The sequence below is a fragment of the Bradyrhizobium sp. 27S5 genome, from assembly GCF_037217225.1.
GTDB classification, from domain to species: Bacteria; Pseudomonadota; Alphaproteobacteria; order Rhizobiales; family Xanthobacteraceae; genus Bradyrhizobium; species Bradyrhizobium septentrionale.
Genome location: NZ_CP147714.1, coordinates 3,931,241 through 3,955,371, shown reverse-complemented (window position 1 = coordinate 3,955,371; position 24,131 = coordinate 3,931,241). Strand labels below are relative to the sequence as shown.

Sequence of the window (24,131 nt, the reverse complement as noted above, 5' to 3'; positions counted from 1 at the left end):
CTACGGTCTCTCCACCGGCGGATAATACTGTGGCGCCTCAGCGCGCTCGTACATTCCGTAGTCGCGCATGACCTCGAAGATGCGGAAGTATTCGGTCGTCGGATCGCTGAAGAGCTGCGCCCCGAATTCCAGACCGGATTGATAGTCCGGCAGGTCGACGAGGTGCGCGAACTGGCCATCGCGATACATGCTCTGGAAGGAATCCCGACGCCATTGGGTCGCTACCGGCAGATCGGGATTGGTCGACTCCGACGCAATGACGTATGTCGGGGGACGTCTTGCGGGGTCATTGTATGGCGTCCGTCGCTCTGGCTGCCAGATCGGGCGGTCCGGCCTTGCTTCATGGATCACCTGGGCGATCCGGATGCGGTAGTCGGAGAAGACATCCTCGCGGCCGATCTTTTGCACCGCATGATGCCCCGCATCCACACGCCATGCGGTCATCGCTCCTTCGTCCTGCCATATCTGATAGGACAGCAGAAGGTTCTTGCGGGTCAGGCTCTGGAAGCGATCGATGAAGAGACAGCCGCCCATGGCGTCAAGCGCCGGCCTCAGCGACGCCGCGAGGTCCATATAGCGGTTGATGTGTCCGTCCTTGATCTGGACTTCGAAGAACTGAGAAATCATCGAATGGTGCCTCGGCGTCTCCGACGTTTGCGCAAAGCCGCATTACGCTCGGCGTAAGAAGGCATCGCCTTCGATGCGCATACTGACCCCGCCCAGTCTAGAATCAGAGTGTGCCCGCAAGAAAGGGCCAGTTTCTTCTATTCCAGGGGCCACCGGAACTAGAAGCAGAGATTGGTCACGGGGTTGCCGCGCTTGTCCTTGATGACATAGGGGCAGCGGGCGCGCTCCAGCGCCTTCTTGGCATCCTCGTCGCCGAGCGCAGCCGCCCGCTCGTAATAGGCTTTTGCGGCATCACTGTCCTTCGGACCGCCGCGGCCAGCCTGCGCAAACGCCCCCATCCGCTCCAATGCGCCCGGATGGTTCTGCGCCGCCGCCTTCTCGAACAGCGCGCGTGCGGCAGCGTCGTCTTGCGCACCGCCCTTGCCCTCGGCCAGCATCATGCCGAGCTGGTACTGCGCCTCCGCACTGGTCTCGGCGGATTTGGCGAGCAATTCGCGGGCGCGTGCCGGGTCGGATGCAGTGCCGCCGCCGAGTGCCGCCAGATTGCTGACGCCACGCGCGTTACCGGCCTGCGCCGCACGCTCGAACAATTTGCGCGCCTGCGCCTCGTCCTTGGCGACGCCGGTGCCGTTGCCATAGAGCACGCCGAGCTCGACCATTGCCGATGTCGAGCCCTTGTCGGCCGCCTTGCGCCAGGCGGCCATTGCTTCCACCGTCTGCCGGTTGGCGGCATAGGCACGGCCGAGCGCATACATCGCGCGGCGCGACGATTTTGCCGCCACCGCGCAATACTTGATCGCGGTCGCGATATCCGCCGACGCGATCTCGCCCACGCCCTTCACGTCGGCCGGCTTGTCGGGATCGGAGGGATCGGCGGCGAGCCGGTCGCACAGCACGAGGTCGGCCGATTGCGCGTGGGCCAGCGCGGGCGCGGCGAGTGCCGCGGCAAGAACGAATGCATGGAACAGTTTGAACATGGGCGGCAGGTTGCGTCGCGGTGCGGGCAAATTCAAGGCTCGAGCCCGGTCTCGCGCAACACCGGCGCGACCGCAGGCGATGCGAGATACCGCAGCAGATGATCGGCGGCCTCTGCGCGCGGCGACGCGGTCATGCGGCCGGCGGAAAACACCGCCGGCGTCTGCAGGTTCAACGGAATCGGCCCGACGACCTCGATGCCGTCGATCTGCTTCAGCTCGCTGATCTGCTGGATCGCAAGATCGGCCTCATCGCTGACGAGCTTTTCCGCGGTGAAGCCTGCGGGAATGATCACCGCGCGCGCGTTGATTGCGGTGGCGATGCCGAGGCGCTCGATCAGCCGCGCGAACAGGATGCCGCTGGCGCCGAGCCGCGAATAGGCCACCGCCCGCGCGCCGAGCAGCGTGGCACGCAGCGCGACGTCGGTTGCGATGTCGGGATGCGCGGCGCCTGCCTTCACCGCAACGCCGACATAGGAGCGCGCAAGATCGACCGCGCTGCCCAGCGCAACGCGGCCCTCGCCGATCATCTCGTCGAGGCCCTCCCTGGTCAAAATCACCAGATCAGCCGCCTCGCCGCCACGCAGCCGCTCGAGCAGCGCCAGCGTCGGCGCGAAATCGGCATCGATCGCAACACCGCTTGCCGCCTGATAGGCTTGGGCAAGCCGCGCGACCGCCCCCTTCAGCGCCAATGTCGAGAGCACGCGAACCGAATTGCCCATTCCGCTTGTCATTCCGCCTAAGCCCGCCGCATCAGCTTGAGCGCGGCCGTGAGGCGGAGGCTGCGCTTGCCGGCAAACGCGGTCGCTTCGAGCAGCGCGCCTTCCGCATCGCAGGTGCCGGCGAAGCCGATCCCGACCTCACGGCCGCCGAATACGGGATTTTCGCCCATCGCCGAGGTGTGTTCCTGATTGAGGATCTGGCCCTTCCAGCGGCCCTTCTCAGAGGTATAGGTGCCGAGATAGTAGAAGAACGCGTCGCCGCCGAGGATGCGGCCGTTGTTCAGCAGCATCACGCCGGTCAGGCCGCCATCGACGCCATCGAGCAACTGGATGTGGATCGAATACAGCCCGTTGATGATGCCGCCCTCGCCGACCCCGCCGGCAATCGGGACTTCGTCGTCGGTGATCGGCGTCATCACCGACTGGAACGGCACCCCGGGCAATTCCTTCAGCTCGCCCTTGAAACGGTAGAGCTCACCGTCCGGCCAGCCTTTGGCGATCAGCGTCGCGTCATCGGTGCCGGCCATCGCGCGATAGTTCAGGTCGGGGTTGTGGCGGACGGTCTGGATCTCGACCGCGACCTCGTCGCCGTCCTTCTCGTAGCTGCCGATATGGGCGAATGCCGAATTGCCGCCGAGCATCCTGCCGTCGCCGACATACATCACGCTGCGGCCTACGGCGCCGCCCAGCTCGAACCGGACCTTGTAAAACCCTTCAAACAAGCGCCGTGTCCCCGGCAGCCAAAATGCAATCGTTATCTAGCGCGGTTCATAACGCGGCGAAACCGCTTTCGGCGGCAAGCCGCCTCCAAATACTGTCGTTAAAAAGCAAAGGTCCGCCAAGGCGCTCGCCCTGGCGGACCCGATTGCGGTACCGGATGGCTCCATCCGGGTCCGATCGCTGCTTAGGCCGCAGCCACTTAAGCCGCAGCCTTGGCGCCGGTCGGAACCTCGGAGATCGTCTTCAGGATCTGCGAAGCGATCTGGTAGGGGTCGCCTTGCGAGTTCGGGCGGCGGTCTTCCAGATAGCCCTTGTAGCCATTGTTGACGAAGGAGTGCGGCACGCGGATCGAAGCGCCACGGTCAGCCACGCCGTAGCTGAACTTGTTCCACGGCGCGGTCTCGTGCTTGCCGGTCAGACGCTTGTCGTTGTCCGGGCCGTAGACGGCGATGTGGTCCATCAGGTTCTTGTCGAAGGCCTTCATCAGGCTCTCGAAGTATTCCTTGCCGCCGACTTCGCGCATGTACTTGGTCGAGAAGTTGGCGTGCATGCCCGAGCCGTTCCAGTCGGTGTCGCCGAGCGGCTTGCAGTGGAATTCGATATCGATGCCGTAGCTCTCGGTGAGGCGCAGCATCAGATAGCGGGCCATCCACATCTGGTCAGCGGCGGTCTTGGAGCCCTTGCCGAAGATCTGGAATTCCCACTGGCCCTTCGCCACTTCGGCGTTGATGCCTTCGTGGTTGATGCCGGCGGCGAGGCAGAGATTGAGATGCTCTTCCACGATCTTGCGGGCAACGCTGCCGACGTTCGAATAACCGACGCCGGTGTAGTACGGGCCCTGCGGCGCCGGATAGCCATCGGTCGGGAAGCCGAGCGGACGGCCGTCCTTGTAAAAGAAGTATTCCTGCTCGAAGCCGAACCAGGCGCCTTCGTCGTCCAGGATGGTGGCGCGCTTGTTCGAGACGTGCGGGGTCTTGCCGTCGGGCATCATGACTTCGCACATCACCAGCACGCCGTTCTCGCGCGCAGCGTCGGGATAGCAGGCGACCGGCTTCAGCACGCAGTCAGAGCTGTGGCCTTCAGCCTGCTGGGTGGACGAACCGTCAAAACCCCACAGCGGAAGCTGTTCGAGGGTCGGGAACGACGCGAATTCCTTGATCTGCGTCTTGCCGCGCAGGCTCGGCGTCGGCGTATATCCGTCGAGCCAGATATACTCGAGCTTGTACTTGGTCATTGAACCTCTCTGTTGATGATGCAAAACCGTGAGGAAACCGAAAGCCAGTCGGTCGCCGCACGCGTACCCGGCCACCATCGGCCGGCTCTTACTAAGCAATTAAAATGCCAGTCGCTGCACTGCGGGACCCACCCTGTTCACGGATGTCCACAACGGACATCGCATTTTTAGCTGCGACATAGCAGCGCGGCTGGCATGCGCCGCGGTCAGCCAAAATCTTCTTTTCGCGCGCCTCGCCGCCCGTTTCTGCAGCAAATTCGGCTACGGCCCCGGCTGCCGATTAATGCAGCGGCAGCGCTGTGTGACAGTTCGTGTCCGATCACCGGGCGCCCAGCAACCATCGCCATGGCCCAAGCGTTGATCAGCTGCGTCCTGCCTCGCAGGAGGCAAACCGGGAATTGCTCACAAATTAGACAGAGTATGACTATTTCTTAGTCAACTTGCGCCCTGCCGGGCCCGGGCCGATATCGAAAGCACGGTAACGACACGCGAATGAGTCGGGCGCACCATGGAGGCTCGCTCCGGCCACAGGAGACTTTGACATGATCACTACGGGCCAAAACCAGGGATCGGCAACGATCTATCGATTCCCGGCGGGGGGCCGCGCGGCTCTCGGCGGACGCCGCTATGGCGAAGCGCGGACGGTACGCGGGCTTGCCAGCGAGGTCGAGACCTCGGCTTGCAGCGAGAGCTGGTACCATCAGGCGGCGATCGACGACGCCAAACCGAGCCGCGATCACTGATGTCGATCAGGCAGCGAGGCGTGACGCAGAAACGTCAGACAGCGTCAGAACAATAAAGAAGGGTCGGAACCAGGCGTTTCGGCCCTTTTTTCATGCCTGCTCGCAGGCCGTCGCTGGCCGCTTGGCATGCCGGAGCCTGGCAAGCCCAGATCGGCTGATCTCGAGCGTGACGCCGCCGCCTTTGTAGCGTGTGCCCGTCAGCGACAGGCGCTTGGTCAGCGTCACCGCCTTGCCGTCGAGCTGCAGATGCGCGCGCTTGTCCCCGGTGAAGAACCCCGCAACGAACTGGGTGCCGTCGGCACAGCGATAATTCCGGAAGGCGGACTGCGCCGATGCCGCCTGGCAACCGAAAACCTCCAAGACAATTGCGCCAACGAGAATGGCGCCCCCGCGATAAGTCATATTCTCCCCCTGACGCGCCGGTTATAGACCTGTCTGCGCCAAGATTTCTGCGCCAAGACCTCACCAGCTGCAACAGGCCCGCCAATGTCCGAAGCCCCTGCCCGTCATCTCAATCTCGCCGGCGCCAGCAATTTTCGTGACCTCGGCGGCTACCAGACGCGTGACGGGCGGACGGTGCGCTGGCGGCAGATCTTCCGCTCCAACCATCTGGCGCATCTCACCGCGCAGGACGTCGCCGTGGTGCGCTCGCTCGGGGTGAAGAGCGCATTCGATTTTCGCGGCGTCGCCGAGCGCGCCGATGCGCTGTGCGGCATGAGCGACGTCGCCGTGCATTCGCTGCCGGTCGAGCCGACGGTGGTGGCCGCGCTGCGCGCGATCGCGAGCCACCGCCAGCTCTCGGAAACCGACGCGATCGACGTGATGCGGGATTCCTACCGCGGCTATGTGCAGGACAACACGCCGCGCTATCGCACGCTGTTTTCCCATCTGCTGGAAGACCGCGCGCCGCTGGTGATCCACTGCACCGCCGGCAAGGATCGCACCGGCTTTGCCTGCGCGCTGATCCTGCACGCGCTCGGCGTGTCCGATCAGGTGATCGCCGACGACTATCTCCTGACCAATCAATTCTACAAGCGCGATCCCGCGCACAGCACCGAGCTGCCCGATGACGTCAAGCAGGTGCTCGGTACCGTGCGCGCTGCGTTTCTGGAGGCTGCGTTCGAGGCGGTCGAGGCCGATTACGGCAGCCTCGACGGCTATTTCCGCGAAGGCCTCGGGCTCGGCCAAGCCGAGCGCAAGGCGCTTGAAGGCCGCTATCTGCAGTGCTGATCAGTTCGCCAGAGCGTTTTCGAGCGAAAGCCTGTCCCGGACTTGATCCGGGATGGACACCGGTTCGCGTGAAGAAAACCCGTCAAAACAAGAATCTGGAGCTTCGGTTCTGATCCAATCAGAACCGAAAAAACTCTAGGCCGCCGCGGCCTCGAGCTCGAGCTCTGCATCGAGATCGGCGATCACATCCTCGAATGCCGAGATCGCCTGCTGGATCGCCGCGATCTGCATCAATTCCCAGCTGCTCACCGGCCCGTTACGGTTTTGCAGCGCCACCACGAGATCGCGCCGCTGCTCCTTAAGCTGAACAAGCGGTAAACCGTGATCCGGAAGATATCCCATAGAAAAACCCCTACCTTGGCTGGAGTTTCGCTTCTACGGAAAGGATTCTGCGAACGACTTACGGAACTGCCGCAAATTTTATCCAACCGGCCCTACTCCGTAGTCTTACGTAGTCAGCGTTACGTGATCGCTTCCGGCTTCAAGGCGTCGTCGATGGCGCCAAACAGCGACTGGGTTACGCAATTCGTCGCCCATTCGCTGGTGTGAAGCAGAAGCTGGCCGCCATCGTCGAGCTCGGTCAGGGGAATACCGGCGTCGACCCAGCGCTTCATCAACGCGAAACGGCTGAACAGGTTGACGCGCTTCTTCGCTGTGACCTCGGCGATCATCGGCATGATCACATTGGCGAGGTTGAGCGCAACTGGCGTCCCGACAACCGCCTGCGTGTACTGGGAATCCATCACGACGACGTCAAGCGGCAGCGCAGCGAGCACGTCGAGCCCGGCCTCCAGCGTGGCGCGCACCTCGGCCGGATTGTAGCTCTTGTAGACGGCGTTGGTGCCGACCTGCCAGATCACCAGCACTGGCGCCTCGGTCGTGACGTCGGACTCGATGCGCGAATATTCCTCAGGCGCCTCCTGGCCGCCGACCCCGCGGTTGATCACATCGATCATCCGGCCGAAGAAGCGTTGCCGCAGCAGCATTTCGAGCCGCGGCGGGAACGGCAGGATGTTGTCCGCGCCCGCCGTCGACGACGATCCGAGCGCCACCAGCTTGATCTTGCGTTGATGCCGGAGCGCTTCGGCGAAATGCGGCAACGGATGTCCGAACTTGACGAGTTCGAGGTGGGTTTCGCACGGCCTGGGTGTCGGCATCGCAAACATCCTTGAGGTGAATGAACTGATGAATGCGCGCAGTAGGAGGCGGAATTGGCAGCATTGCAAATGAATTCCGCCTGATCATAGTGGGCGGAAGCCTGCTCGCGCATACGGAGACCGCCATGAACGGAAAAGCCATCGTCATCACCGGCGCCCTTGGCGCGCTTGGCAAAGTGGTCACCGAGGAGGCCCTGGCGCGCGGCGCGCGCGTCGCCGGGATCGATCATGCAGCCTCAACGCTTGCGCCAACCGCCGACCGCATCGAGCTCGGCGGTGTCGACCTCACCGATCCCGCGCAGGCGAAGGCGGCCATCGACAAGGCGGCCGCGCATTTCGGCCGGCTCGACGGGCTGATCAACATCGCCGGCGGCTTCACCTTCGAGGCGGTGAGCGACGGCGATCCCGCGACCTGGCAGCGCATGTACGCCATGAATGTGATGACCGCGCTCAACACATCGCGCGCCGCCATTCCGCATCTCACCAAGTCGGGCGCTGGACGCATCATCAATATCGGCGCACTGGGTGCATTGCAGGCCGCGGCCGGCATGGGCCCTTACTCGGCTTCGAAGGCCGGCGTGCATCGCCTGACGGAGTCGCTCGCCGCCGAACTCAAGGGCAAGGTCACCGTGAACGCCGTGCTGCCCTCGATCATCGATACCGCCGCCAATCGCGCCGCGATGCCGAAGGCCGATATCTCCAAATGGGTGACGCCGAAGGAGCTCGCCGACGTCATCCTGTTCCTCGCCAGCGACGCCGCAAGCGCCGTCACCGGCGCGCTGCTGCCGGTGAACGGGCGGGTTTAGAGCGTTTTCGAGCGAAGTGGACGCCGGTTCGCGTGAAGAAAACGCGTCAAAACAAGAATCTAGAGCTTCGGTTCTGATTCATCAGAACCGAAAATGCTATAGGCCAGTCGTTACCGTATCGGAACGGCTACCAGAGATCGCGATAGTTCGCGAATCTTCGCAGCGTCTTGTCATAGCGGGCCGGGACGATCCAGGGCAGCAGCAGCCTGAAAATAGCGTTCAGGAGCGGAGAGCGGAGCCGCACATAGAGGTCGAGCGGATCGAGGTCGTGTCGCATCCGGAATTTCGGTTCGTAGCTGAGACCGGTGCTTCGAAGCCACTTATAACCCTTGGCCATCGCCCAGTTCATCATGTCGCGAATGGTGTAGTAGTAAAGATGGAGGTCGAGGGCGACGGCATAGTCCAGGCCGACATACTCCCAGAACAGGCTGTCGCCTTCGACCATGCAGAGGCTGAAGGCGACCACGTTCGCGCCCCGGCGCCAGATGAAGAACCGGGTCTTGTCCTTCATATCGCTGCCGAGCCGGCGGAGATAATCGGCCGTCAGTTTCTCGAAGCGGAATTTCGAACGGTCGAAGACCTGCAGATAAAGCGGATGGATCTCATCGATAGCATCCCTTGCGTCATCGGTGACAGTGAGGACAATGGTGTCGCCGTCGGTTGCCTTGAATTTCTTGCGGAGCTGCCACCGCGCCGATCGCGGCAGCGCGTTTTGCATGTAGGCATCGAAATCGTCGTGCTCGATATTGAGCGCCGTCATCGGCATGCTCGACGCACGGGCGAAACCGCACCGCACGAAACAATCGAGCACCGGCCGATAGCGCGCCGGGAATTCCTTCAGGACGATGAGCTGCGCTTGGCACGATTTTGCTAGATTGACGATCTCGCGGCAAAGGATCTCCGCCATCTCGCCTGACGGCACCGTGTCGGATGCAGCGAGGTGTCCCTCTCCGGCGAAGCATCCAATCATCAAAGTGCGCATCTTGAGAAACCGCGGAGCGAAGCGTCGGATGCGCGCCAGCCACGTCTGCCATTCCGCGCCAAGCCCTTCGAGAATGTCCTGGTCGAGAAGAAAAAACGGCTGGACGGCCTGGATGTACCCTGCCCGGTCGACGATCGCGAAATAGCGGTACTCGACGCGGTCCCGAAGCGTATCCTCCAGGATTTCGTAGTACCGGTAATCCTTGCGCAGGCCGGCGAAGGTGGCCGCCCAGGCGGAGCTATCGGCGATTTCGCCGCGCATCACGATCTTCACGCTAAACCGCGCTGTGGCAGCCGCCGCGTCGGCTTCACTTGGTGTACCAGTCAGGCTGACTGTGTCTGACATCACGCCTTGCCCCAGTGATGCTTAACCTTCCAAGTCCGGTTTGGAACTTAGTCGATTTGGCTTGGGGGCCCTGTGCCATTCGCGCAACAAACAGCAACATTTCAACGGCGGCGAGCAGCGGACAAGCCGCATTCGAGCATGGCGAGAGAGCGGCCCGTCGATCGCGCGCGACCTCGCCTTTATAGAGCCAGGTCGGCATTACGCGTCAGTCAGCAAGCAACAGCCGCAGCCTCGACCTGAAGCGGATGCTCTGCTTGCCGGCGAGCGCCATGCCGTTACCCTCGGCGGTCTCGTCGGTGTAGGTGCCGGTGAATCCAATGGTGACCACCTTGCGCTCCCACACCGGGCGCTCGCCATAGGTCGGCGAATGCTCCTCGTTGGTGACCTCGCCCTTCCACTTGCCATCGGCCGCGGTGTAGCTGCCATAGGCGTAGAAGAACGAGTCGCCGCCGCGCATCTGGCCGTCGCGCAGCACCATGACGCCCTGATTGCCGCCAGAGACGCCGTCGAGAAACTCGACGGTGATGTGATAGAGCCCGTTCCGGATCATGAAAATAGCCGCGCCTTGTCCCGGCCTCACAATAGCCGCTGGGGCGGGCTTTGAGCAAATTCCGTCCGCGGCGGCAGGGCTCTTTCCGGGCTATGCTGCTGCAAATTGAGTCGCGGCCGAACCGCCGCCGGAGCCGTGCCCGTTGGAAACTGCGCTTTATCTGCCCGTCAAACGCTTCCTCGAAAAGCTCGGCTTCACGGTGAAGGGCGAGATCGGCGGCTGCGATCTCGTGGCACTGAGCGGCGACGATCCGCCTGTCGTCGTGATCGGTGAACTCAAGCTCGCCTTCAATCTCGAACTGATCCTGCAGGCGGTCGACCGTGCCGCCGCCGCCGACGAGGTCTGGATCGCGGCAAAGGTCTCGGCCCGCGGCAAGGGCCGCGAGAGCGATGCGCGCTATCGCAATCTGTGCCGGCGGCTCGGCTTCGGCATGCTCGGCGTCACCGACCGCGGCGAGGTCGAGGTGCTGGTGCCGCCGCCGACCGCGGCCATCAGGCGCAATCCGAAGAAGCGCGCGCGCCTGATCACCGAGCACCGGAAGCGCAAGGGCGATCCCGTGATGGGCGGTTCGACGCGCGCGCCGATCATGACCGCCTACCGGCAGCAGGCGCTGGCCTGCGCCTGCGCGCTGTCGGATGGGCCACGGCGGGTGCGCGATTTGCGCGCCGATATTCCCGACGCCGGCAAGATCCTGCAGCATAATGTCTATGGCTGGTTCGATCGCGCCGAGCGCGGCATCTATCTGCTGACTGATGCCGGCCGTGCCGCGCTGAAGCGCTGGCCGCAGCAACCGATCACTGCGTCAGGGGCGGAAGCCGCCCCGTAAAGCACTGGGGGACATCATGATTGTCGTCACCGGCAGCGTCACCGCCCGCCCCGACACGTTCGATGAGGTGCGGCGCCTCAGTCTCGAGCATGTCCGTCGCTCGCGCACCGAGCCCGGCTGCATCTCGCACGCGGTGCATGTCGACTGCGAAGATCCGCTCAATCTGGTGTTTTTCGAGCAATGGGCCGATCGCGCCGCGCTGGCGGCGCATTTTGCGGTCCCGGCCTCCCGTGACTTCGTCCGGTCGCTGCAATCTCTTGCAGCGGCTGCGACCACGATCGAACTTTATGACGCTCACAAAATTGAGAGACTCTAGCTGCATGGCTGGATTGCCATCTCACATTCATATTGCAATGCAACATTAGGGCCCTTACGTATCTCCCGCGATTCAAGGGATGAGGCGGCGATGAGCGGAGACTGGAACACCAAATACGGCACAAGGCGCGTGCGGCATGATCCGCCAACCCTGGAGGAGGCAATCTTCGCGGCCATCGGCATCACCGATGACGTGGAGGCCCAGGCCGAGATCGCGTCGTCCCTGATGGGGCTGCCCTATGACGAGGTGCTGGCCGAGGTGAAGAAGACCGCGCGCGTCAGCGCCCGCACCGGTACGGCAACCCGCGTGATCGCCGGCGAACAGGGCGCGCAGCGCTCCATCGTGGTCGAGCGCCGCGTGGTCCGCCGCTTTGCGACCGACAAGCGCACCGGCACCTGAAAAACAACATCCGTTTGCTCAAAGAAAAAGGGCAATCCGCTGAGCGGATTGCCCTTTTCGCGTTTGATCCGGGATATCGGCTCAGGCCGCCCGGCCCCAGCCGGAGATCTGCATCACCATCCGCCAATAGGCCCGGTTCATATCGACGATCACGCGCGCAGCCTCGACCGGCGTGACCACCGCAGCAGCCGGAACCGGCTCGGCCTGGTGTTGCTCGGTCAAGTCGATGCTGCCCGTGGACTCACCATGACGGAAGGTCAGCTGCGCACCGAACTTGGTGGCGAGCGCACGCATCGCATCGTTCTGCGCGCCGGTGGTGATGCGCAGGCTGGTGTAGCCCTTGGCATGCGCCTCGGCGATCAGCTTGCGAAACAGCGTGCTGCCGACGCCCTTGCGCCGCACCGACCGCTCCACGCTGAAGGCGATCTCGGGCTGCGCGTCCGGTGACTGCTCCGGCGGATGCAGCTCGGCCGCGCCGCGGACCACGCCATCCTCGAAATAGGCGATGATGACCGTGCCGTCATTGGCGCAGCGCTCGGCATAGCGGCGGATGAAGCTGTCGTCGATGAAGCCATGAAAGCGATCATGACGACTGGTGCGATCCAGCCGCAGCAGATGATCGCGCAGCAGAGGAAGCTCCTCCTGCTGGCTCAACGTCCGCACGGCGCCCTTGGCGGACGTCGGTCGGATGGAATCATAGTTCATTTCATAACTCCTCTTGGTAGCCCTCGAGGAGGCGTCGAGTCCCTAGCACCCCAATATTGTGCATCGCACCATATAATTCAAGCACCAGGATTCATTTAAGTAAACAATGATGTGATTGATAAATCACATTATCGCCTCATCATAATACCAGCTGCGTTTGGGTCACCACCGCGACCAGCTTGCCATCCTCGGTCTCCAGCCTGGTCTGCCAGACCTGGGTGCGCCGGCCCCGGTGAACCGGTGTTGCCGTGGCGACCACGGTCATCCCCTCCTTGGCGCCGCCGATGAAGTTGGTCTTGCTCTCCAGCGTCGTGGTGCCCTTTGCGTCTTCAGGCAGGTTGATCACGGTGGCGGCGGCGCCGACCGAGTCCGCCAAGGCCATCACCGCCCCGCCGTGGATGGTGTGATGGAGGGTGCAGAGATCCGGCCGCACCAGCATCTTCGCGACGACCCGATCCTGGCTGGCCTCGGTGAAGGTGACGCCCTTCAGTTCCGCGAACGGCATCTTCATCGACTGGATTTTTTCGAGCGGCGTCATGGGCACTCCCTGGCTTGTTCTTGCGGCGTCGGTCCGCGGGCAGAACCGCGCCTTCGGCCTTCTTCGAGGTTGGTGCCGGCATGATGGATTGCCTGACCGGGCCCGGCAATGACCTCCGAGGTAATGGTGCGGATGACGTCATGGCATCAGTGACAATCCCGCGTGAGTCTGCATACCGTCCACGATGCGCGACTTCCCTCCCCGCCGGATCGTCTGCCTGACCGAGGAGACGGTCGAAACGCTCTATTTGCTCGGCGAGCAGGACCGTATCGTCGGCGTCTCCGGCTATGCGGTGCGGCCGCCGCAGGTCCGCCGCGAGAAGCCGCGCGTTTCCGCCTTCATCTCCGCCGACATTCCAAAGATCCTGGCGCTCGACCCCGACCTCGTGCTCGCCTTCTCCGATTTGCAAGCCGAGATCGTGGCTGATCTCGTGCGTGCCGGCGTCGCCGTGCATGTGTTCAACCAGCGCGACGTCGCGGGCATCCTCGCAATGATCCGCACCCTGGGCGCGATGGTCGGTGCCGCCGAGCGCGCCGGGCAGCTCGCGCAAAGCCTCGCACAACGGCTGGACGCGATCGCGGCGGTGCCGCGTCCCGCGCCGCGGCCAAAAGTCTATTTCGAGGAATGGGACGATCCCCTGATCAGCGGCATCGGCTGGGTGTCCGAACTGATCGAGATCGCCGGCGGCGAGGACGCGCTGCCGCATCTGCGCGCGCAAAAGGCCGCCAAGGATCGCATCATCTCGCCTGAAACGGTGCGCGAGGCGATGCCCGACGTGATCCTGGCATCCTGGTGCGGCAAAAAGGTCGTGCCCGACCGCATCCGCAAACGCGACGGCTGGAGCGACATTCCCGCCGTGCGCAACGACCGCATCGTCGAGATCAAGTCGCCCATCATCCTGCAGCCCGGCCCCGCCGCGCTGACGGAGGGGCTCGATGCGATCGTCAGGGCGTTGTGGGCGGAGAGCTGAACCTTCCGACGTCGTCCCGGCCGAGCGCGCGATTGCGCACGGAGCCGGGACCCATAACCACCAACCTTGATTGATGTGCAGCGCTGCAATGACGAGTCCCGATCACAACATTCGCCGCGGAGTATGGGTCCCGGCTTTCGCCGGGACGACACTGAATTTGTTGACGGGCGGAGAGCGCGGCTACGCCTTCTCCACCCCGCACCATTCCGCGATGAACAGCGCGGTGGCCTTGGTCGACTTCCGCAGCGAGTCCAGGTCGACATATTCGTTGAAGCCGTGCATCGCCGCGCCATTGGCGCCGAAGCAGAGGCTCGGGATGTCATAGTTCAGGCCGTAGAAGCGCGTGTCGGTCAGCGCGGTGAACGCGCGGTCTTCCACCGCGCCGCCATAGACTGCCTGATGTGCCCTCGCGAAGGCGGCTTCCGGCGCTTCGGAATTCACCAGCTCATAGCCTTCCGACAGGAAGCCCGACCACTCGACCTGCGGCGGATTGTTGGAGAGGAACCGGTGGTCGCGCGCCGCCGCCGACACGCAGGCCAAAATCTCCTTCTGGCATTCGGCGATCGACCAGCCCGGCAGCACCGCGATCCGGCAATCGACGTCGCACCAGGCCGGCACGCTCGAGGCCCAGTCGCCGCCCTTGATGATGCCGGGATTGAAATTGATCGGATGATTGACGTCCTTGAAGTGGCGGTCGGCCTTGGCGCGCTCGTTCCAGGCGATCTCGAGCTTCTCCAGCGCATGCACCAGATGATACGCCGCCATGATCGCGTTCGAGCCGGCACCGGCCTCGAACACATGCACCGGGAAGCCGCGCACCTTCAGGCGGAACCAGATCACGCCGACCTGCGAACGGATCATCTTGCCGTTGGTCGGCTCGGGGATGAAGCAGGCATCGGCGCGATAGCCGCGCTGCAAGGTCGAGAGCGCGCCGACGCCGGTGCTCTCCTCCTCGATCACGGACTGGAAGTGGATCCGCGCCGTCGGCTTCAGGCCGGCCTTCCTGATCGCATCCAGCGCATAGAGTGCGCCGATCGTGCCGGACTTCATGTCGCAGGCGCCGCGGCCGTACATCTTGCCGTCCTTGATCACGGGCGAAAACGGCGGCGTCTCCCACATCTCGAGCGGGCCGGTCGGCACCACGTCGCAATGGCCCTGCAGGATCAGCGATTTACCGGCATTGGTCGCCGGGCGATAAGTGCCGACCACCGTGCGCGCCTTCGAGAAATCATGCTCGATCGGGCCGAAGCCGCGCAAATCCCTGAGCTCGTCGAGATTGATGTGCCAGTCGTCGACCTCATAGCCGCGCTCGCGCAAGAGATCGCCGATCATGTCCTGGCACGGCCCCTCGGCGCCGCGGGTCGAGGGGATCGCGACAAAGGCCTGCGTCGTCGCAAGCTGCGCATCGAATCCCTCGTCAACAGCAGCAAGGATTCGTTGTTGCGTCTCGGCAGTCATGCGGCAGCTCCATCGGGGAAATCAGACAGGCGGGAGCCGCACCGTAACCCGATTTCACTCCGCCTTGTATTGCGCAAAATAGGCATCCCGCAATGCATCTTCGAGCAGACGGCCTTCCGAATAGCCATCGAGTGTCGCAGGTCGCGTGACGCCGTCGAGCAGCCGCGAACACGGCTCCGGCGCGCCGAGCACCGTGCGCACCGGGATACGCTCGGCATAGATCGGCAACTCGTAATCCTCGTCGTCGTCGGCAACGCCCTTGGCGCGAACCTTGGCCGAGGCTTCCTCGATCTCCATCGCGATGAACGAGGTCGCCTTGATCTCCTGCTTGCTGCTGGCGCGCAGGCTTGCGGTGCGCTCCGGAAAGAAGCGGTCGACCATCGCAACGATGGCGCGCTCCTTCTCTTGCGGGTCGGTGACGAGATAGGCTGACCCGAACGCCATCACCGCGCGATAGTCGGCCGAATGATTGAAGCCGCAGCGCGCCAGCACCAGGCTGTCGAGATGGGCGACCGTCAGGCACACCCTCTGCCCTTCCGTCTGGTTCTCCAGCATCCGGCTGGCGCTCGAGCCGTGCCAGTAGAGTTTTGTGCCCTCGCGCCAGAAAAAGGTCGGCGTGCAATAGGGCTGGCCGTCGATCACGTAGGAGACGTGGCACAGCATCGAGGCGTCCAGGATCTTGTGCACGGTTGCGTGGTCGTAGAAGCCGCGATCATGGCGGCGCTTCACCCGGTTGCGGGACGACATGGGGTAGGACGGAGTGGATGCGCCTTCGGTCACGGCGGTGCCTTTCGAAATTGGAATATGTCGAGAGTTGTAGCGACCCATTTGGTCTGCGATAGTGCCAATTCCATGCGAAAAATTCCGACCAATTCCCGCAAGCCTTCGCCTGGCAAGGCCGAGCTGCCGCTCGACCTCGCCGGTCCCCACGTCGCGCAGGGCGCGGCCTCGCAGCAGCGGCTCTATCAGGCGCTGTGCCACGCCATCGTCGGCGGCCTGGTCAAGCCGGGCGAGCCGCTGCCGCCCTCGCGCACGCTGGCAAAACAGACCGGCTTCCGACGCAACGCCGTCACCACGGCCTATGAGCGGCTGATCGCCGACGGATTTGCGGTGGCAACCACGGGCTCCGGCACCTTCGTCGCCGCGCGCATCCCGGCGCAGGCCACCGCACCGCGACGCGCGAAGATCGAGATCGAGCCGCCGCAGCACAACGCGCTGTCGCTCGGCTGCACCCATATCGACGAACGCGCGCTGCAGCGTTTCCGCGCCTTTGCCGGCCGCAGACTGCGCACCTTCGGCTCCGAGCATCTGCACTATGGCGATCCCCGCGGTAGCAGCGAATTGCGCGCCGCCATATCAGATCATCTGCTGTCGGCGCGCGGACTGCGCTGCGATCCCGACCAGATCATGCTGGCGTCGGGCACGCTGCATGCGCTGCGCATCGTGCTCGGCGCGATCCTCAAGCCCAGCGATCAGGTCTGGTGCGAGGATCCCGGCTATCCGGCGGCGCGGCGCGCGATCGAGCATTGCGGCTATCGTCCGGTGTCGGTGCCCGTGGATGCCTCAGGCATGCGCGTCGACAAGGGCCGCGCATCGGCGCCGCAGGCACGCGCCGCCTATGTCACGCCGTCGCACCAGTTTCCGCTCGGCGTGCAGATGTCGATGCCGCGCCGGCTCGAGCTGCTCGACTGGGCTCGCGATGCCGGCGCCTTCGTGTTCGAGGATGATTACGACAGCGAGTTCCGCTATGACGGCGCGCCACTGTTGTCGCTCGCCGGCATCGATCATCTGCGCCGCGTGATCTACATGGGCACGTTTGCCAAGACGCTGTTTCCGGGCTTGCGGATCGGTTACTGCGCCCTGCCCGAAGCCTTGATCGGCCCGGTGACGGCGGCGCGCGCCGCGCTCGACCGCTTTCCCGCCACGTTGATGGAAGGCGCGGTTGCCGACATGCTGAACTCCGGCGCCTTCGCCGCCAATTTGCGCAAGTCGCGCAAACTCTATCGCGAGGCGCGCGACGTGCTGGCATCGACGCTCGAGAGCGCATCCGAGGGCGCGCTCACGGTTCCCGTGCCCTCGCAGGGCCTGCATCTCGTGGCCAGGCTCGATCCCGCGACCGATCCACTCATTGCCGCGGAGGCAAAAGCCGCCGCCGGCGTCGGCGGCTGGCTGCTCGCCGAGACCTATCATCGCGCGCGTCCATTGCCCGGCTTCGTGCTGGGATTTTCCGGTCATCCGGTTCCGCAACTCATCGCGTCGGCGGAACAATTGGCGAAGGCAACGCTGATTGCGCTGCGCGCGACGCGCAAAGGACCAGTCAAGGGATCGATCAAGTCATCCGCCAAACCGCGGCGCGCTATGAGAATCGCAGCGACCTGACTAAGGTCGCGCGCGTTCAGTCAGTGCCAGCGTACGGAGATACCGGATGCCTGCCAATCGCAACGTCCTGTATCTCGTGATCGGCGGGTTGGTCCTGATCGTGGGCATGCTCGGCTACAATCTCTATCAGGCGAAGAAGCAGCCCGAAGGCCTGCAGATCAATGTCGGCCCCGACGGGGTCAAGATCCAGAACAAGTGAGGGAGGCCGCGATGCCGCGCATCGGATTCGTCGCGCTGATCGGCGCCGTCGCATGTGTCGCCCTGAGCGCCCCCGCCTCCGCGCAGCAGGCCTTGATGCGCGAGGGCGACATCGTCGACCTCCGGGTCGGTCAGCGCGTCCTGGTCGATGACGGCTCGTGCCCGGCCGGGCAGATCAAGCAGGTGATCGGCGCCAAGCTGAGCCAGAACGGCGTGGTGCGGACCCGCAGCTGCGTGCCGCGCCTCGCCAAAAAATAAACGCCCCGCTTCCGCGAGGCGCCTGCTTCTTCATTATTTGGCAACGCGCCGCTCAGTTCGAGATCGGCTCGAACATGCATTGCAGCGTCGGCTTGGCGATCTTGGTGAAGGTCGGGCCGATCTCGGCCTGCTTCGACGGCGGCACCCAATCGGTCTCGATGGTCGGCACGCCGGTCTCGCTGATCCCGCGCAGCAATGCCTGACGGAGGTCGGGATCATCCACCGTTGCTGCGGCGTGGTCGTGCAGGCAGCCGCAGACGGCTTCGGGATGCGCCCAGCGGCCAAGCATGTGCGGCGCGCACTGGCGAACGAATTCGTCGCGCGGCTCAGTTACCCGGTACAGCGACCGGATCTGCATCGATTCGAGTGGAAGCTGGGATTGGGCCTGCGCGGAACCCGCCAGGACGAGCAATGCGAACATCGAGGCGGAACAGATACGGAGCAAAATGAGTGGCCTTTATCGGCTGTTCTGTTTTTCGCGTCGCGTTCAGTTGGCCTGCGCCATCACCATCGGGGCCACAGTGACCACCGACGAGCCGTTATAGGAGAAGGTGCCGATGCCGGGCAAACCGCTGTCCGGGGAACCAGCCATCGACGAACCGGCCATCACGAAGACGAAGGCGAGGATCAGGCTGATGGTCCGCATGTGACAGTCTCCGTTATTCCGGCCGGCGTCCGCGCCGTTGTGTTGACGGTTTGATAACGAACTGCCGTTTCCGGAGTTCTGCGGAACAAGTCGAAAATGGTTTCATCAACCGGAGAATTGTTTCGTCGGCTGGCGATCGACGAAACATTGGCCGGAAAACATCAATATTTTCAGTGATGGAGCGGCGGCGGAGCGCGTGTTCAAGATTTCGCGCGTCGAGGCCTGCCGTGGTGCCCGCCTTGGCGCCCGTCCTTAGCACCTGTTTTGGCCGCAGCCGGGGCGATGGCCGATTCTGCGTGCAAATTGAGCGGGCTACCGCGCTTTCTTAACTTTCCTCTGCTGAGACAGGAAGCAGCACAGCAGGTCGGCGGTGAACCGGGCGACGGTCCAGCCGACTCATATCGGCACCGTGCAACCATCTCCGCGGTGGCACGTTGTGGTGATTCCCTATCCAACGAAGGATGTCAGTCGTGGGCAATGGCAACATGGGCGTTGGCAATGAATCCGCGGCCACCAAATCCGGCCCGCAGAAGCAGATGACGGCCGCAATGTCGCAACAGGGCACCCATGTGATGGGCGACAATGAGTGCGCGCAGCAAAAGCTGGTCCGCCTCGTCGGCTGCCGCGACTCGAAGGTCAAGCCGGGCCTCAGCCTCGGCGCGAAGCAGTTCGGGCAAACCAACCGCTAGTTTACCCACCGCTTCAGCCGAACAGGCCAAGCCCATGCCGGGGCTATTGAATGAAGGCTGCCGAACAAAGCCTATTGAATAAACTCGCCGCACTTCTGGATGGCGGCGTCGGTCGGGCCCCACGGCATGATCGGCACCGACGAGGTCGAGTTCTTCGGCGAGCCCTCGATCAACCTGTCCGAATAGACCATGTAGACCAGCACGTTGCGCTTGGCGTCGCAGCCGCGCACGATCTGCATCTTCTTGAAGAACAGCGACCGGCGCTTGCTGAACATGTCGTCGCCCTGGCCGAGTTTGTTCTTGAAGCGGATCGGCCCGATCTGCCGGCAGGCCAGCGAGATATCGGAGACTTCCTCGGCAAGTCCAAGCCAGCCCTTGAAGCCGCCCTTCTCCGGCACCGTGAAGTGACAGGCAACACCTTCGACCTCGGGGTCGTCGACGCCATAGGTCGCGAGCTTGTCGTTGGGGCTCATCAATTTGAACACCGTGGAGCGGCGAAAGATCAGGTCCGGCTCATCCGCCGCGACCGCCGGACGGGCCAGCCCCAAACCCAGCACCATCAGCAGCATTGCGCACCCCGATCGAGACAACAGTCGCACGTCACACAAGCTCACACTTCTCGATGTCATTGAGGTCTCCGCGGGGCGGGTCCCGCCTATGTAGTGCGCAAACGCCGCACAGGAAGGCGCTGACGGCTCGGTGATCAGGCTGGGCGTTTAACCTCTTGTGAGGCTTTTTTGCTACGCTTTTGGCGAAAAATACGCGCCTCACGGAAGGGTTAATCGCATACGCTGGTGAACGCGTTCCACGTCTGCGACAACCAAGGAATAGTTTGGACTGGGATTCGGAATATGCACGGAACGGGACGGCGGATTTCGATTTTTGATTCTGCCAATAGGCGGTTCTGGCAGTTTGCAGTTTTGACTGCAGCCGGCACCGTCGCCGCCTCCTCACAGGCCGATGCTGCGCTGTTCTACTGGAACAGTGATTCCGGCTATTACGGTGATTACCAGCCGATGCCGCGGCCGGCCCGGCCGAAGCCGAAGCGCAATCTGACCAAGAAAAATCCGGCGCTCGAGAAGGAGGCCGGCGCCAAGCCGCAGGGTCCCCTGATCATCTCGGTCTCGATCGACCAGCAGCGCGTCAGCGTCTACGACGCCAACGGCCTCTATGCCGAGAGCCCGGTGTCGACGGGCATGAAGGGGCACTCGACCCCGATGGGTGTCTTCAGCGTCATCCAGAAGCAGAAGTATCACCAGTCCAACATCTATAGCGGCGCACCGATGCCGTACATGCAGCGCATCACCTGGTCGGGCATCGCCATGCACGCCGGTGTGCTGCCCGGCTATCCGGCCTCGCATGGCTGCATCCGCATGCCGATGTCGTTTGCGGTCAAGATGTACGGCTGGACGCGAATGGGCGCCCGCGTGTTCGTCACGCCGGGCACGATCACGCCGGAGAACTTCTCGCATCCATTGCTGGTGACGCAGAAGGTTGCACCGCAGCAGCCGGTTGCCGACGAGATCCTGAAGATGGATGCGCCGCTCGGCGTCAAGACCGACAAGGGCGCCGACAAGCAGTCCGGTCTCGATTTGCGCACCAGCGTCGGCCACGCCGCCCCGCCAGCTTCGCTGCGCGACAACACCCACACAGCCGACGCCAGCGGTGCGATGCCGGCGGCGAGCGCGTCGGTGACGATGTCCGACGCCTCCTCCTCGGCGACACGGGACGCGATCGCCGACAAGCTTGCAGCCGACAAGCCCGAGACGGTCCAAGCTGAGACCGCGACCGACCAGCCGCCCGAGACCAATTCCGCTACCGACGACAAGACGGTCGGCGAAACCACCGGCAGCACCGACACGCCGAAGACCGAGGTCTCCGCGAAAGCCCCGGTGAAGGCCGAAGGCAAAGCTGACGAGCCGAAAACGGACGCCGCCAAGCCCGGCATTGCCGAGGCATCCAAGACCGATGCGAAGGCCGAGGCGCCTAAGGCTGATGCCGGCAGGGACGCGAGCAAGGACGCGGCGAGCAAGGACGCTGCCAAGGCGGCGGATGCGGCCAAGACCGCTGACAAGCCCGCCGAGCCGGCAACCGCGGCCGACGCGCCCGATGCCAAGAAGGACGCTGCCAAGGATACGGCACGGCTGCCGGGCGTCGCCAGGATCGACGTGTCGAAGCGCGCCGGCCAGATCGCGGTGTTCATCAGCCGCAAGGATTCCAAGCTCTATGTGCGGCAGAACTTTGCGCCGCTGTTCGACGTGCCCGTGACGATCGCCGCGAGCGACCGGCCGCTCGGCACGCATGTCTTCACCGCGGAAGCCGACAAGACCGATACCAACCTGCTGCGCTGGTCGGTGGTCACGCTGCCGACCCGCAATGCCGCCCGTGTCGACGCCGAGGAGCATGTCTCGCATCGCCGCAAGGTGGCGGCCGCACCGCCGGTCGAGGCCAAGCCGCAGCCAGCGACGAATACCCCCGCCGAGGCACTCGACCGCATCTCGATTCCATCGGACGTGATGGCGCGGATCAGCGAAGCGCTCGGCACCGGCGGCTCGATCATCGTCTCCGACCTCGGCGTCAACCAGGGCGAGACCGGCGAAGGCACCGACTTCATCCTGCCGCTGCGCTAAGCTTTCGGGCTGTACCTCTCCAACCCTCTTCCCGAGAGCGAAAATCACTTTCCGTCGTGGCCGGGCGTAGCCGTCCGAAGGACGGCGTCGCTTCCGCTCGCCTATGTCCCGGCCATCCACGTCTTTCTCGCCCGTTGGAGCGAAGACGTGGATGCCCGGCACAAGGCCGGGCATGACGGCTAAGATGTTCCCTTCCGTAACGCCTTGTTGAAGGCTTGGGCCTGCGCTCTGGATTATCATGTCAGGCACATCCGATCCGGGGACATCATCATGATCAACCGCCGAACACTGATCGTGACGGCCTTGGCCGCGGCCGCAGGATCCCGTGCGCTGCACGCGGAGCAGCCCGCAATGAGCCAGATCACGGCCTACGCCTTCTCCTTCCCCGCACTCTCGGGCGGCGATATCAGCCTTGCCGACTATGCCGGCCATCCCCTGATGATCGTGAACACGGCCTCGCTCTGTGGCTTCACGCCGCAATATGCAGGCCTGCAGCAATTGTGGACCGAATTCCGCGAGCGCGGCTTCGTCATCATCGGCGTGCCCTCGAATGATTTCGGCGGCCAGGAGCCCGGCGGCCCAACCGAGATCGCCGAGACCGCGCAGCATCAATACGGCGTCACCTTCCCGATCGCAGCGAAGGCGGTGGTCCGGGGCGCGAGCGCGCATCCGTTCTACCGCTGGGCGGCCGAGGCGCGGCCGAAGGACGTGCCGCGCTGGAATTTCCACAAATACCTGATCGGCCGCGACGGCTACATCGCCGACGTCTTCCCTGAGTCGGTCACGCCCGACGACACCCGCATCAAGACCGCAATCGCACGGACATTGGCGGCCGCCTGAGAAGCCAAGATAATCTCAAGATAATCCCCGGAATTAACTGATCCGACGAGGATTTTGGGCACGCGCCCGCCCACCTTCATTGCCTTGGCGTCGCGACTGCGACTAGGGTACGATCGGTTGGGGGTGAAGCGGTCCGGGTGCGGCAACGCCGGCACGGAAGCGCGATCAGCAGGGAACACGCCATGCGCATTGCGGCAGGTCTGATTTTCGCAGGGACCGTATCGTTGCTCGCGTCGAGCGCAGCTTGGTCGCAGACGCCGCCCGCCAAGGGCGCTGCGGCAGCGCCGGCGGCAGCACCAGCGGCCGCAGCGCCAGCGCCCGCCGCCGCGACACCTGCGCCCGCCACCGCAAACGCCGCACCAGTGCCGCCGAAGCAACCGCCGCAGCCGGCGCGCGCTGCCTGCAACAATCCGAACGCGCTCGGCGTCGGCCGCACCGTCGAGATCGACACCACCGGCGGGCCCGGCTTCGGCTTCGAGCATTTCAAGCAGCTCGACTTCCTGCGCGACCATGAAGTGGTGCTGACCTTCGACGACGGTCCGTGGCCGGCCAACACGCCCGCGGTGTTGAAGGCGCTCGCGGATGAATGCACCACGGGCATCTTCTTCCCGATCGGCAAGCACGCCACCTATCACCCTGAAATCCTGCGTCAGGTGTATGCCGCCGGCCACACGGTCGGCGCGCACACCTGGTCGCACGCCAATCTGAACAACAAGAAGCTGACCGAGGATCAGAAGAAGGACGAGATCGAGCGCGGCTATGCCGCGGTCAAATGGGCGCTCGAGGTTTCACCCTCGCCGTTCTTCCGCTTCCCGGCGCTGCAGCACCCGCCGGAGATGGTGACCTATCTCGGCAACCGCAACATCGCGATCTTCTCCTGCGACCTCGACTCCTTCGACTTCAAATCGAGCAAGCCGCAGCAGGTGATCGACACGGTGATGAAGAAGCTGAACAAGCTCGGCAAGGGCATCATCCTGATGCACGACTTCCAGAAGCACACCGCGGAGGCGCTGCCCGCGCTGCTGCAGCAGCTCAAGGCCGGCGGTTACAAGGTGGTCGCGATGCGCGCCAAATTCCCCGTGACGGTGCTGCCGCAATACGAGCAGGAGCTCGCCAAGGACGTCAAGCTGCCGACCGTGAGCTCGCGGCCGGTGAACAGCGTCGTCACCACGGTCGATCAGCAATAGCG

At 63.9% G+C, this 24,131-nt stretch carries 31 protein-coding genes; 14 read left to right on the top strand and 17 right to left on the bottom strand.

Going from position 1 to position 24,131, the window contains the following annotated elements; genetic code table 11:
- The 5 genes from WDM24_RS18235 to WDM24_RS18215 all read right to left on the bottom strand — a co-directional run bounded on the left by WDM24_RS18235 (position 1) and on the right by WDM24_RS18215 (position 4,277).
- Entirely contained in the window at positions 1 to 627 is a 627-nt protein-coding gene (locus tag WDM24_RS18235; RefSeq protein WP_338831990.1) for an antibiotic biosynthesis monooxygenase, read from the bottom strand.
- Positions 628 to 785: 158 nt separating this feature from the next.
- The gene (locus WDM24_RS18230) at positions 786 to 1,604 is read right to left on the bottom strand and encodes a tetratricopeptide repeat protein (RefSeq protein WP_338831989.1); all 819 of its coding nucleotides are present in this window, start codon (positions 1,602 to 1,604) and stop codon (positions 786 to 788) included.
- A 32-nt stretch (positions 1,605 to 1,636) separates the two neighbouring features.
- Entirely contained in the window at positions 1,637 to 2,323 is a 687-nt protein-coding gene (locus WDM24_RS18225) for a substrate-binding domain-containing protein (RefSeq protein ID WP_338831988.1), read from the bottom strand.
- A 17-nt stretch (positions 2,324 to 2,340) separates the two neighbouring features.
- Positions 2,341 to 3,045 carry a GrlR family regulatory protein gene (locus WDM24_RS18220; RefSeq protein ID WP_338831987.1) on the bottom strand — a complete coding sequence of 235 codons (705 nt, stop codon included), beginning with the start codon at positions 3,043 to 3,045 and terminating at the stop codon, positions 2,341 to 2,343.
- 197 nt (positions 3,046 to 3,242) lie between these two features.
- The gene (locus WDM24_RS18215) at positions 3,243 to 4,277 is read right to left on the bottom strand and encodes a glutamine synthetase beta-grasp domain-containing protein (RefSeq protein ID WP_029082245.1); all 1,035 of its coding nucleotides are present in this window, start codon (positions 4,275 to 4,277) and stop codon (positions 3,243 to 3,245) included.
- 542 nt (positions 4,278 to 4,819) lie between these two features.
- Here WDM24_RS18215 and WDM24_RS18210 point away from each other — a divergent pair.
- A complete protein-coding gene (locus WDM24_RS18210; RefSeq protein WP_338831986.1) occupies positions 4,820 to 5,020 on the top strand; it encodes a DUF2735 domain-containing protein in 201 nt (66 codons plus the stop codon).
- Positions 5,021 to 5,110: 90 nt separating this feature from the next.
- Here WDM24_RS18210 and WDM24_RS18205 read toward each other — a convergent pair whose 3' ends face one another.
- The gene (locus WDM24_RS18205; protein WP_166294768.1) at positions 5,111 to 5,422 is read right to left on the bottom strand and encodes an MliC family protein; all 312 of its coding nucleotides are present in this window, start codon (positions 5,420 to 5,422) and stop codon (positions 5,111 to 5,113) included.
- Positions 5,423 to 5,506: 84 nt separating this feature from the next.
- On the opposite strand from WDM24_RS18205, the gene WDM24_RS18200 reads away from it, so the two are divergent.
- Positions 5,507 to 6,250: a tyrosine-protein phosphatase gene (locus WDM24_RS18200; protein WP_338831985.1), complete on the top strand. Its 744-nt coding sequence runs from the start codon at positions 5,507 to 5,509 to the stop codon at positions 6,248 to 6,250.
- 135 nt (positions 6,251 to 6,385) lie between these two features.
- Here the strand turns inward: WDM24_RS18200 and WDM24_RS18195 are convergent, their stop codons facing one another.
- Together WDM24_RS18195 and WDM24_RS18190 are read right to left on the bottom strand one after the other, a co-directional pair.
- A complete protein-coding gene (locus tag WDM24_RS18195; protein ID WP_029082249.1) occupies positions 6,386 to 6,592 on the bottom strand; it encodes a hypothetical protein in 207 nt (68 codons plus the stop codon).
- Between the two features lie 119 nt (positions 6,593 to 6,711).
- The gene (locus WDM24_RS18190) at positions 6,712 to 7,407 is read right to left on the bottom strand and encodes an SGNH/GDSL hydrolase family protein (protein WP_166294767.1); all 696 of its coding nucleotides are present in this window, start codon (positions 7,405 to 7,407) and stop codon (positions 6,712 to 6,714) included.
- A 125-nt stretch (positions 7,408 to 7,532) separates the two neighbouring features.
- Between WDM24_RS18190 and fabG the strand changes: the two genes are divergently transcribed.
- The gene (gene fabG / locus WDM24_RS18185; RefSeq protein WP_338700336.1) at positions 7,533 to 8,213 is read left to right on the top strand and encodes a 3-oxoacyl-ACP reductase FabG; all 681 of its coding nucleotides are present in this window, start codon (positions 7,533 to 7,535) and stop codon (positions 8,211 to 8,213) included.
- A gap of 127 nt (positions 8,214 to 8,340) precedes the next feature.
- Here fabG and WDM24_RS18180 read toward each other — a convergent pair whose 3' ends face one another.
- On the bottom strand, positions 8,341 to 9,540 hold the full coding sequence (locus WDM24_RS18180; RefSeq protein WP_338831984.1) for a GNAT family N-acetyltransferase: 1,200 nt from the start codon (positions 9,538 to 9,540) through the stop codon (positions 8,341 to 8,343).
- A 205-nt stretch (positions 9,541 to 9,745) separates the two neighbouring features.
- Positions 9,746 to 10,090 (bottom strand): GrlR family regulatory protein, encoded by a 345-nt coding sequence (locus WDM24_RS18175; protein WP_338831983.1) that lies wholly within the window; start codon positions 10,088 to 10,090, stop codon positions 9,746 to 9,748.
- 142 nt (positions 10,091 to 10,232) lie between these two features.
- Here WDM24_RS18175 and WDM24_RS18170 point away from each other — a divergent pair, with 142 nt between their 5' ends.
- The 3 genes from WDM24_RS18170 (at position 10,233) to WDM24_RS18160 (ending at position 11,631) form a co-directional block, all read left to right on the top strand.
- The gene (locus WDM24_RS18170; RefSeq protein ID WP_338831982.1) at positions 10,233 to 10,916 is read left to right on the top strand and encodes a DUF2161 domain-containing phosphodiesterase; all 684 of its coding nucleotides are present in this window, start codon (positions 10,233 to 10,235) and stop codon (positions 10,914 to 10,916) included.
- Positions 10,917 to 10,932: 16 nt separating this feature from the next.
- A complete protein-coding gene (locus tag WDM24_RS18165) occupies positions 10,933 to 11,232 on the top strand; it encodes a putative quinol monooxygenase (protein WP_338831981.1) in 300 nt (99 codons plus the stop codon).
- Between the two features lie 90 nt (positions 11,233 to 11,322).
- Positions 11,323 to 11,631 carry a hypothetical protein gene (locus tag WDM24_RS18160; RefSeq protein WP_029082254.1) on the top strand — a complete coding sequence of 103 codons (309 nt, stop codon included), beginning with the start codon at positions 11,323 to 11,325 and terminating at the stop codon, positions 11,629 to 11,631.
- 81 nt (positions 11,632 to 11,712) lie between these two features.
- On the opposite strand, the gene WDM24_RS18155 is transcribed toward WDM24_RS18160, so the two are convergent.
- Positions 11,713 to 12,336, bottom strand: a complete 624-nt coding sequence (locus tag WDM24_RS18155) for a GNAT family N-acetyltransferase (RefSeq protein ID WP_338831980.1) — start codon at positions 12,334 to 12,336, stop codon at positions 11,713 to 11,715.
- A gap of 139 nt (positions 12,337 to 12,475) precedes the next feature.
- The gene (locus tag WDM24_RS18150) at positions 12,476 to 12,874 is read right to left on the bottom strand and encodes a PaaI family thioesterase (RefSeq protein ID WP_338831979.1); all 399 of its coding nucleotides are present in this window, start codon (positions 12,872 to 12,874) and stop codon (positions 12,476 to 12,478) included.
- Positions 12,875 to 13,058: 184 nt separating this feature from the next.
- Between WDM24_RS18150 and WDM24_RS18145 the strand changes: the two genes are divergently transcribed.
- Positions 13,059 to 13,844 carry a cobalamin-binding protein gene (locus tag WDM24_RS18145; protein WP_338831978.1) on the top strand — a complete coding sequence of 262 codons (786 nt, stop codon included), beginning with the start codon at positions 13,059 to 13,061 and terminating at the stop codon, positions 13,842 to 13,844.
- Between the two features lie 180 nt (positions 13,845 to 14,024).
- Here the strand turns inward: WDM24_RS18145 and WDM24_RS18140 are convergent, their stop codons facing one another.
- Together WDM24_RS18140 and WDM24_RS18135 are read right to left on the bottom strand one after the other, a co-directional pair.
- Positions 14,025 to 15,302, bottom strand: a complete 1,278-nt coding sequence (locus WDM24_RS18140) for an ArgE/DapE family deacylase (protein ID WP_338831977.1) — start codon at positions 15,300 to 15,302, stop codon at positions 14,025 to 14,027.
- Between the two features lie 54 nt (positions 15,303 to 15,356).
- Positions 15,357 to 16,049, bottom strand: a complete 693-nt coding sequence (locus tag WDM24_RS18135; protein WP_414645759.1) for a pyridoxamine 5'-phosphate oxidase family protein — start codon at positions 16,047 to 16,049, stop codon at positions 15,357 to 15,359.
- Positions 16,050 to 16,154: 105 nt separating this feature from the next.
- On the opposite strand from WDM24_RS18135, the gene WDM24_RS18130 reads away from it, so the two are divergent.
- The 3 genes from WDM24_RS18130 to WDM24_RS18120 are packed head-to-tail and all read left to right on the top strand — an operon-like array spanning position 16,155 to position 18,137.
- Positions 16,155 to 17,681, top strand: coding sequence for a PLP-dependent aminotransferase family protein (locus tag WDM24_RS18130; RefSeq protein WP_338831975.1), 1,527 nt, complete (start codon positions 16,155 to 16,157; stop codon positions 17,679 to 17,681).
- A gap of 46 nt (positions 17,682 to 17,727) precedes the next feature.
- Entirely contained in the window at positions 17,728 to 17,880 is a 153-nt protein-coding gene (locus WDM24_RS18125; RefSeq protein ID WP_166294747.1) for a hypothetical protein, read from the top strand.
- An 11-nt stretch (positions 17,881 to 17,891) separates the two neighbouring features.
- Positions 17,892 to 18,137: a DUF6719 family protein gene (locus WDM24_RS18120; RefSeq protein ID WP_166294745.1), complete on the top strand. Its 246-nt coding sequence runs from the start codon at positions 17,892 to 17,894 to the stop codon at positions 18,135 to 18,137.
- Between the two features lie 52 nt (positions 18,138 to 18,189).
- Here WDM24_RS18120 and WDM24_RS18115 read toward each other — a convergent pair whose 3' ends face one another.
- Entirely contained in the window at positions 18,190 to 18,585 is a 396-nt protein-coding gene (locus WDM24_RS18115) for a hypothetical protein (protein WP_338832402.1), read from the bottom strand.
- Positions 18,586 to 18,624: 39 nt separating this feature from the next.
- On the bottom strand, positions 18,625 to 18,783 hold the full coding sequence (locus WDM24_RS18110; protein ID WP_166294743.1) for a hypothetical protein: 159 nt from the start codon (positions 18,781 to 18,783) through the stop codon (positions 18,625 to 18,627).
- A gap of 461 nt (positions 18,784 to 19,244) precedes the next feature.
- On the opposite strand from WDM24_RS18110, the gene WDM24_RS18105 reads away from it, so the two are divergent.
- Positions 19,245 to 19,472 carry a hypothetical protein gene (locus WDM24_RS18105; protein WP_029082263.1) on the top strand — a complete coding sequence of 76 codons (228 nt, stop codon included), beginning with the start codon at positions 19,245 to 19,247 and terminating at the stop codon, positions 19,470 to 19,472.
- Between the two features lie 71 nt (positions 19,473 to 19,543).
- Here the strand turns inward: WDM24_RS18105 and WDM24_RS18100 are convergent, their stop codons facing one another.
- The gene (locus WDM24_RS18100) at positions 19,544 to 20,041 is read right to left on the bottom strand and encodes a CreA family protein (protein WP_166294742.1); all 498 of its coding nucleotides are present in this window, start codon (positions 20,039 to 20,041) and stop codon (positions 19,544 to 19,546) included.
- A gap of 282 nt (positions 20,042 to 20,323) precedes the next feature.
- Here WDM24_RS18100 and WDM24_RS18095 point away from each other — a divergent pair, with 282 nt between their 5' ends.
- The 3 genes from WDM24_RS18095 (at position 20,324) to WDM24_RS18085 (ending at position 24,129) form a co-directional block, all read left to right on the top strand.
- The gene (locus WDM24_RS18095) at positions 20,324 to 22,102 is read left to right on the top strand and encodes a L,D-transpeptidase family protein (RefSeq protein ID WP_338831974.1); all 1,779 of its coding nucleotides are present in this window, start codon (positions 20,324 to 20,326) and stop codon (positions 22,100 to 22,102) included.
- A gap of 270 nt (positions 22,103 to 22,372) precedes the next feature.
- The gene (locus tag WDM24_RS18090) at positions 22,373 to 22,942 is read left to right on the top strand and encodes a glutathione peroxidase (RefSeq protein WP_338831973.1); all 570 of its coding nucleotides are present in this window, start codon (positions 22,373 to 22,375) and stop codon (positions 22,940 to 22,942) included.
- Between the two features lie 182 nt (positions 22,943 to 23,124).
- A complete protein-coding gene (locus WDM24_RS18085; RefSeq protein ID WP_338831972.1) occupies positions 23,125 to 24,129 on the top strand; it encodes a polysaccharide deacetylase family protein in 1,005 nt (334 codons plus the stop codon).
- Positions 24,130 to 24,131 lie beyond the last annotated feature (2 nt).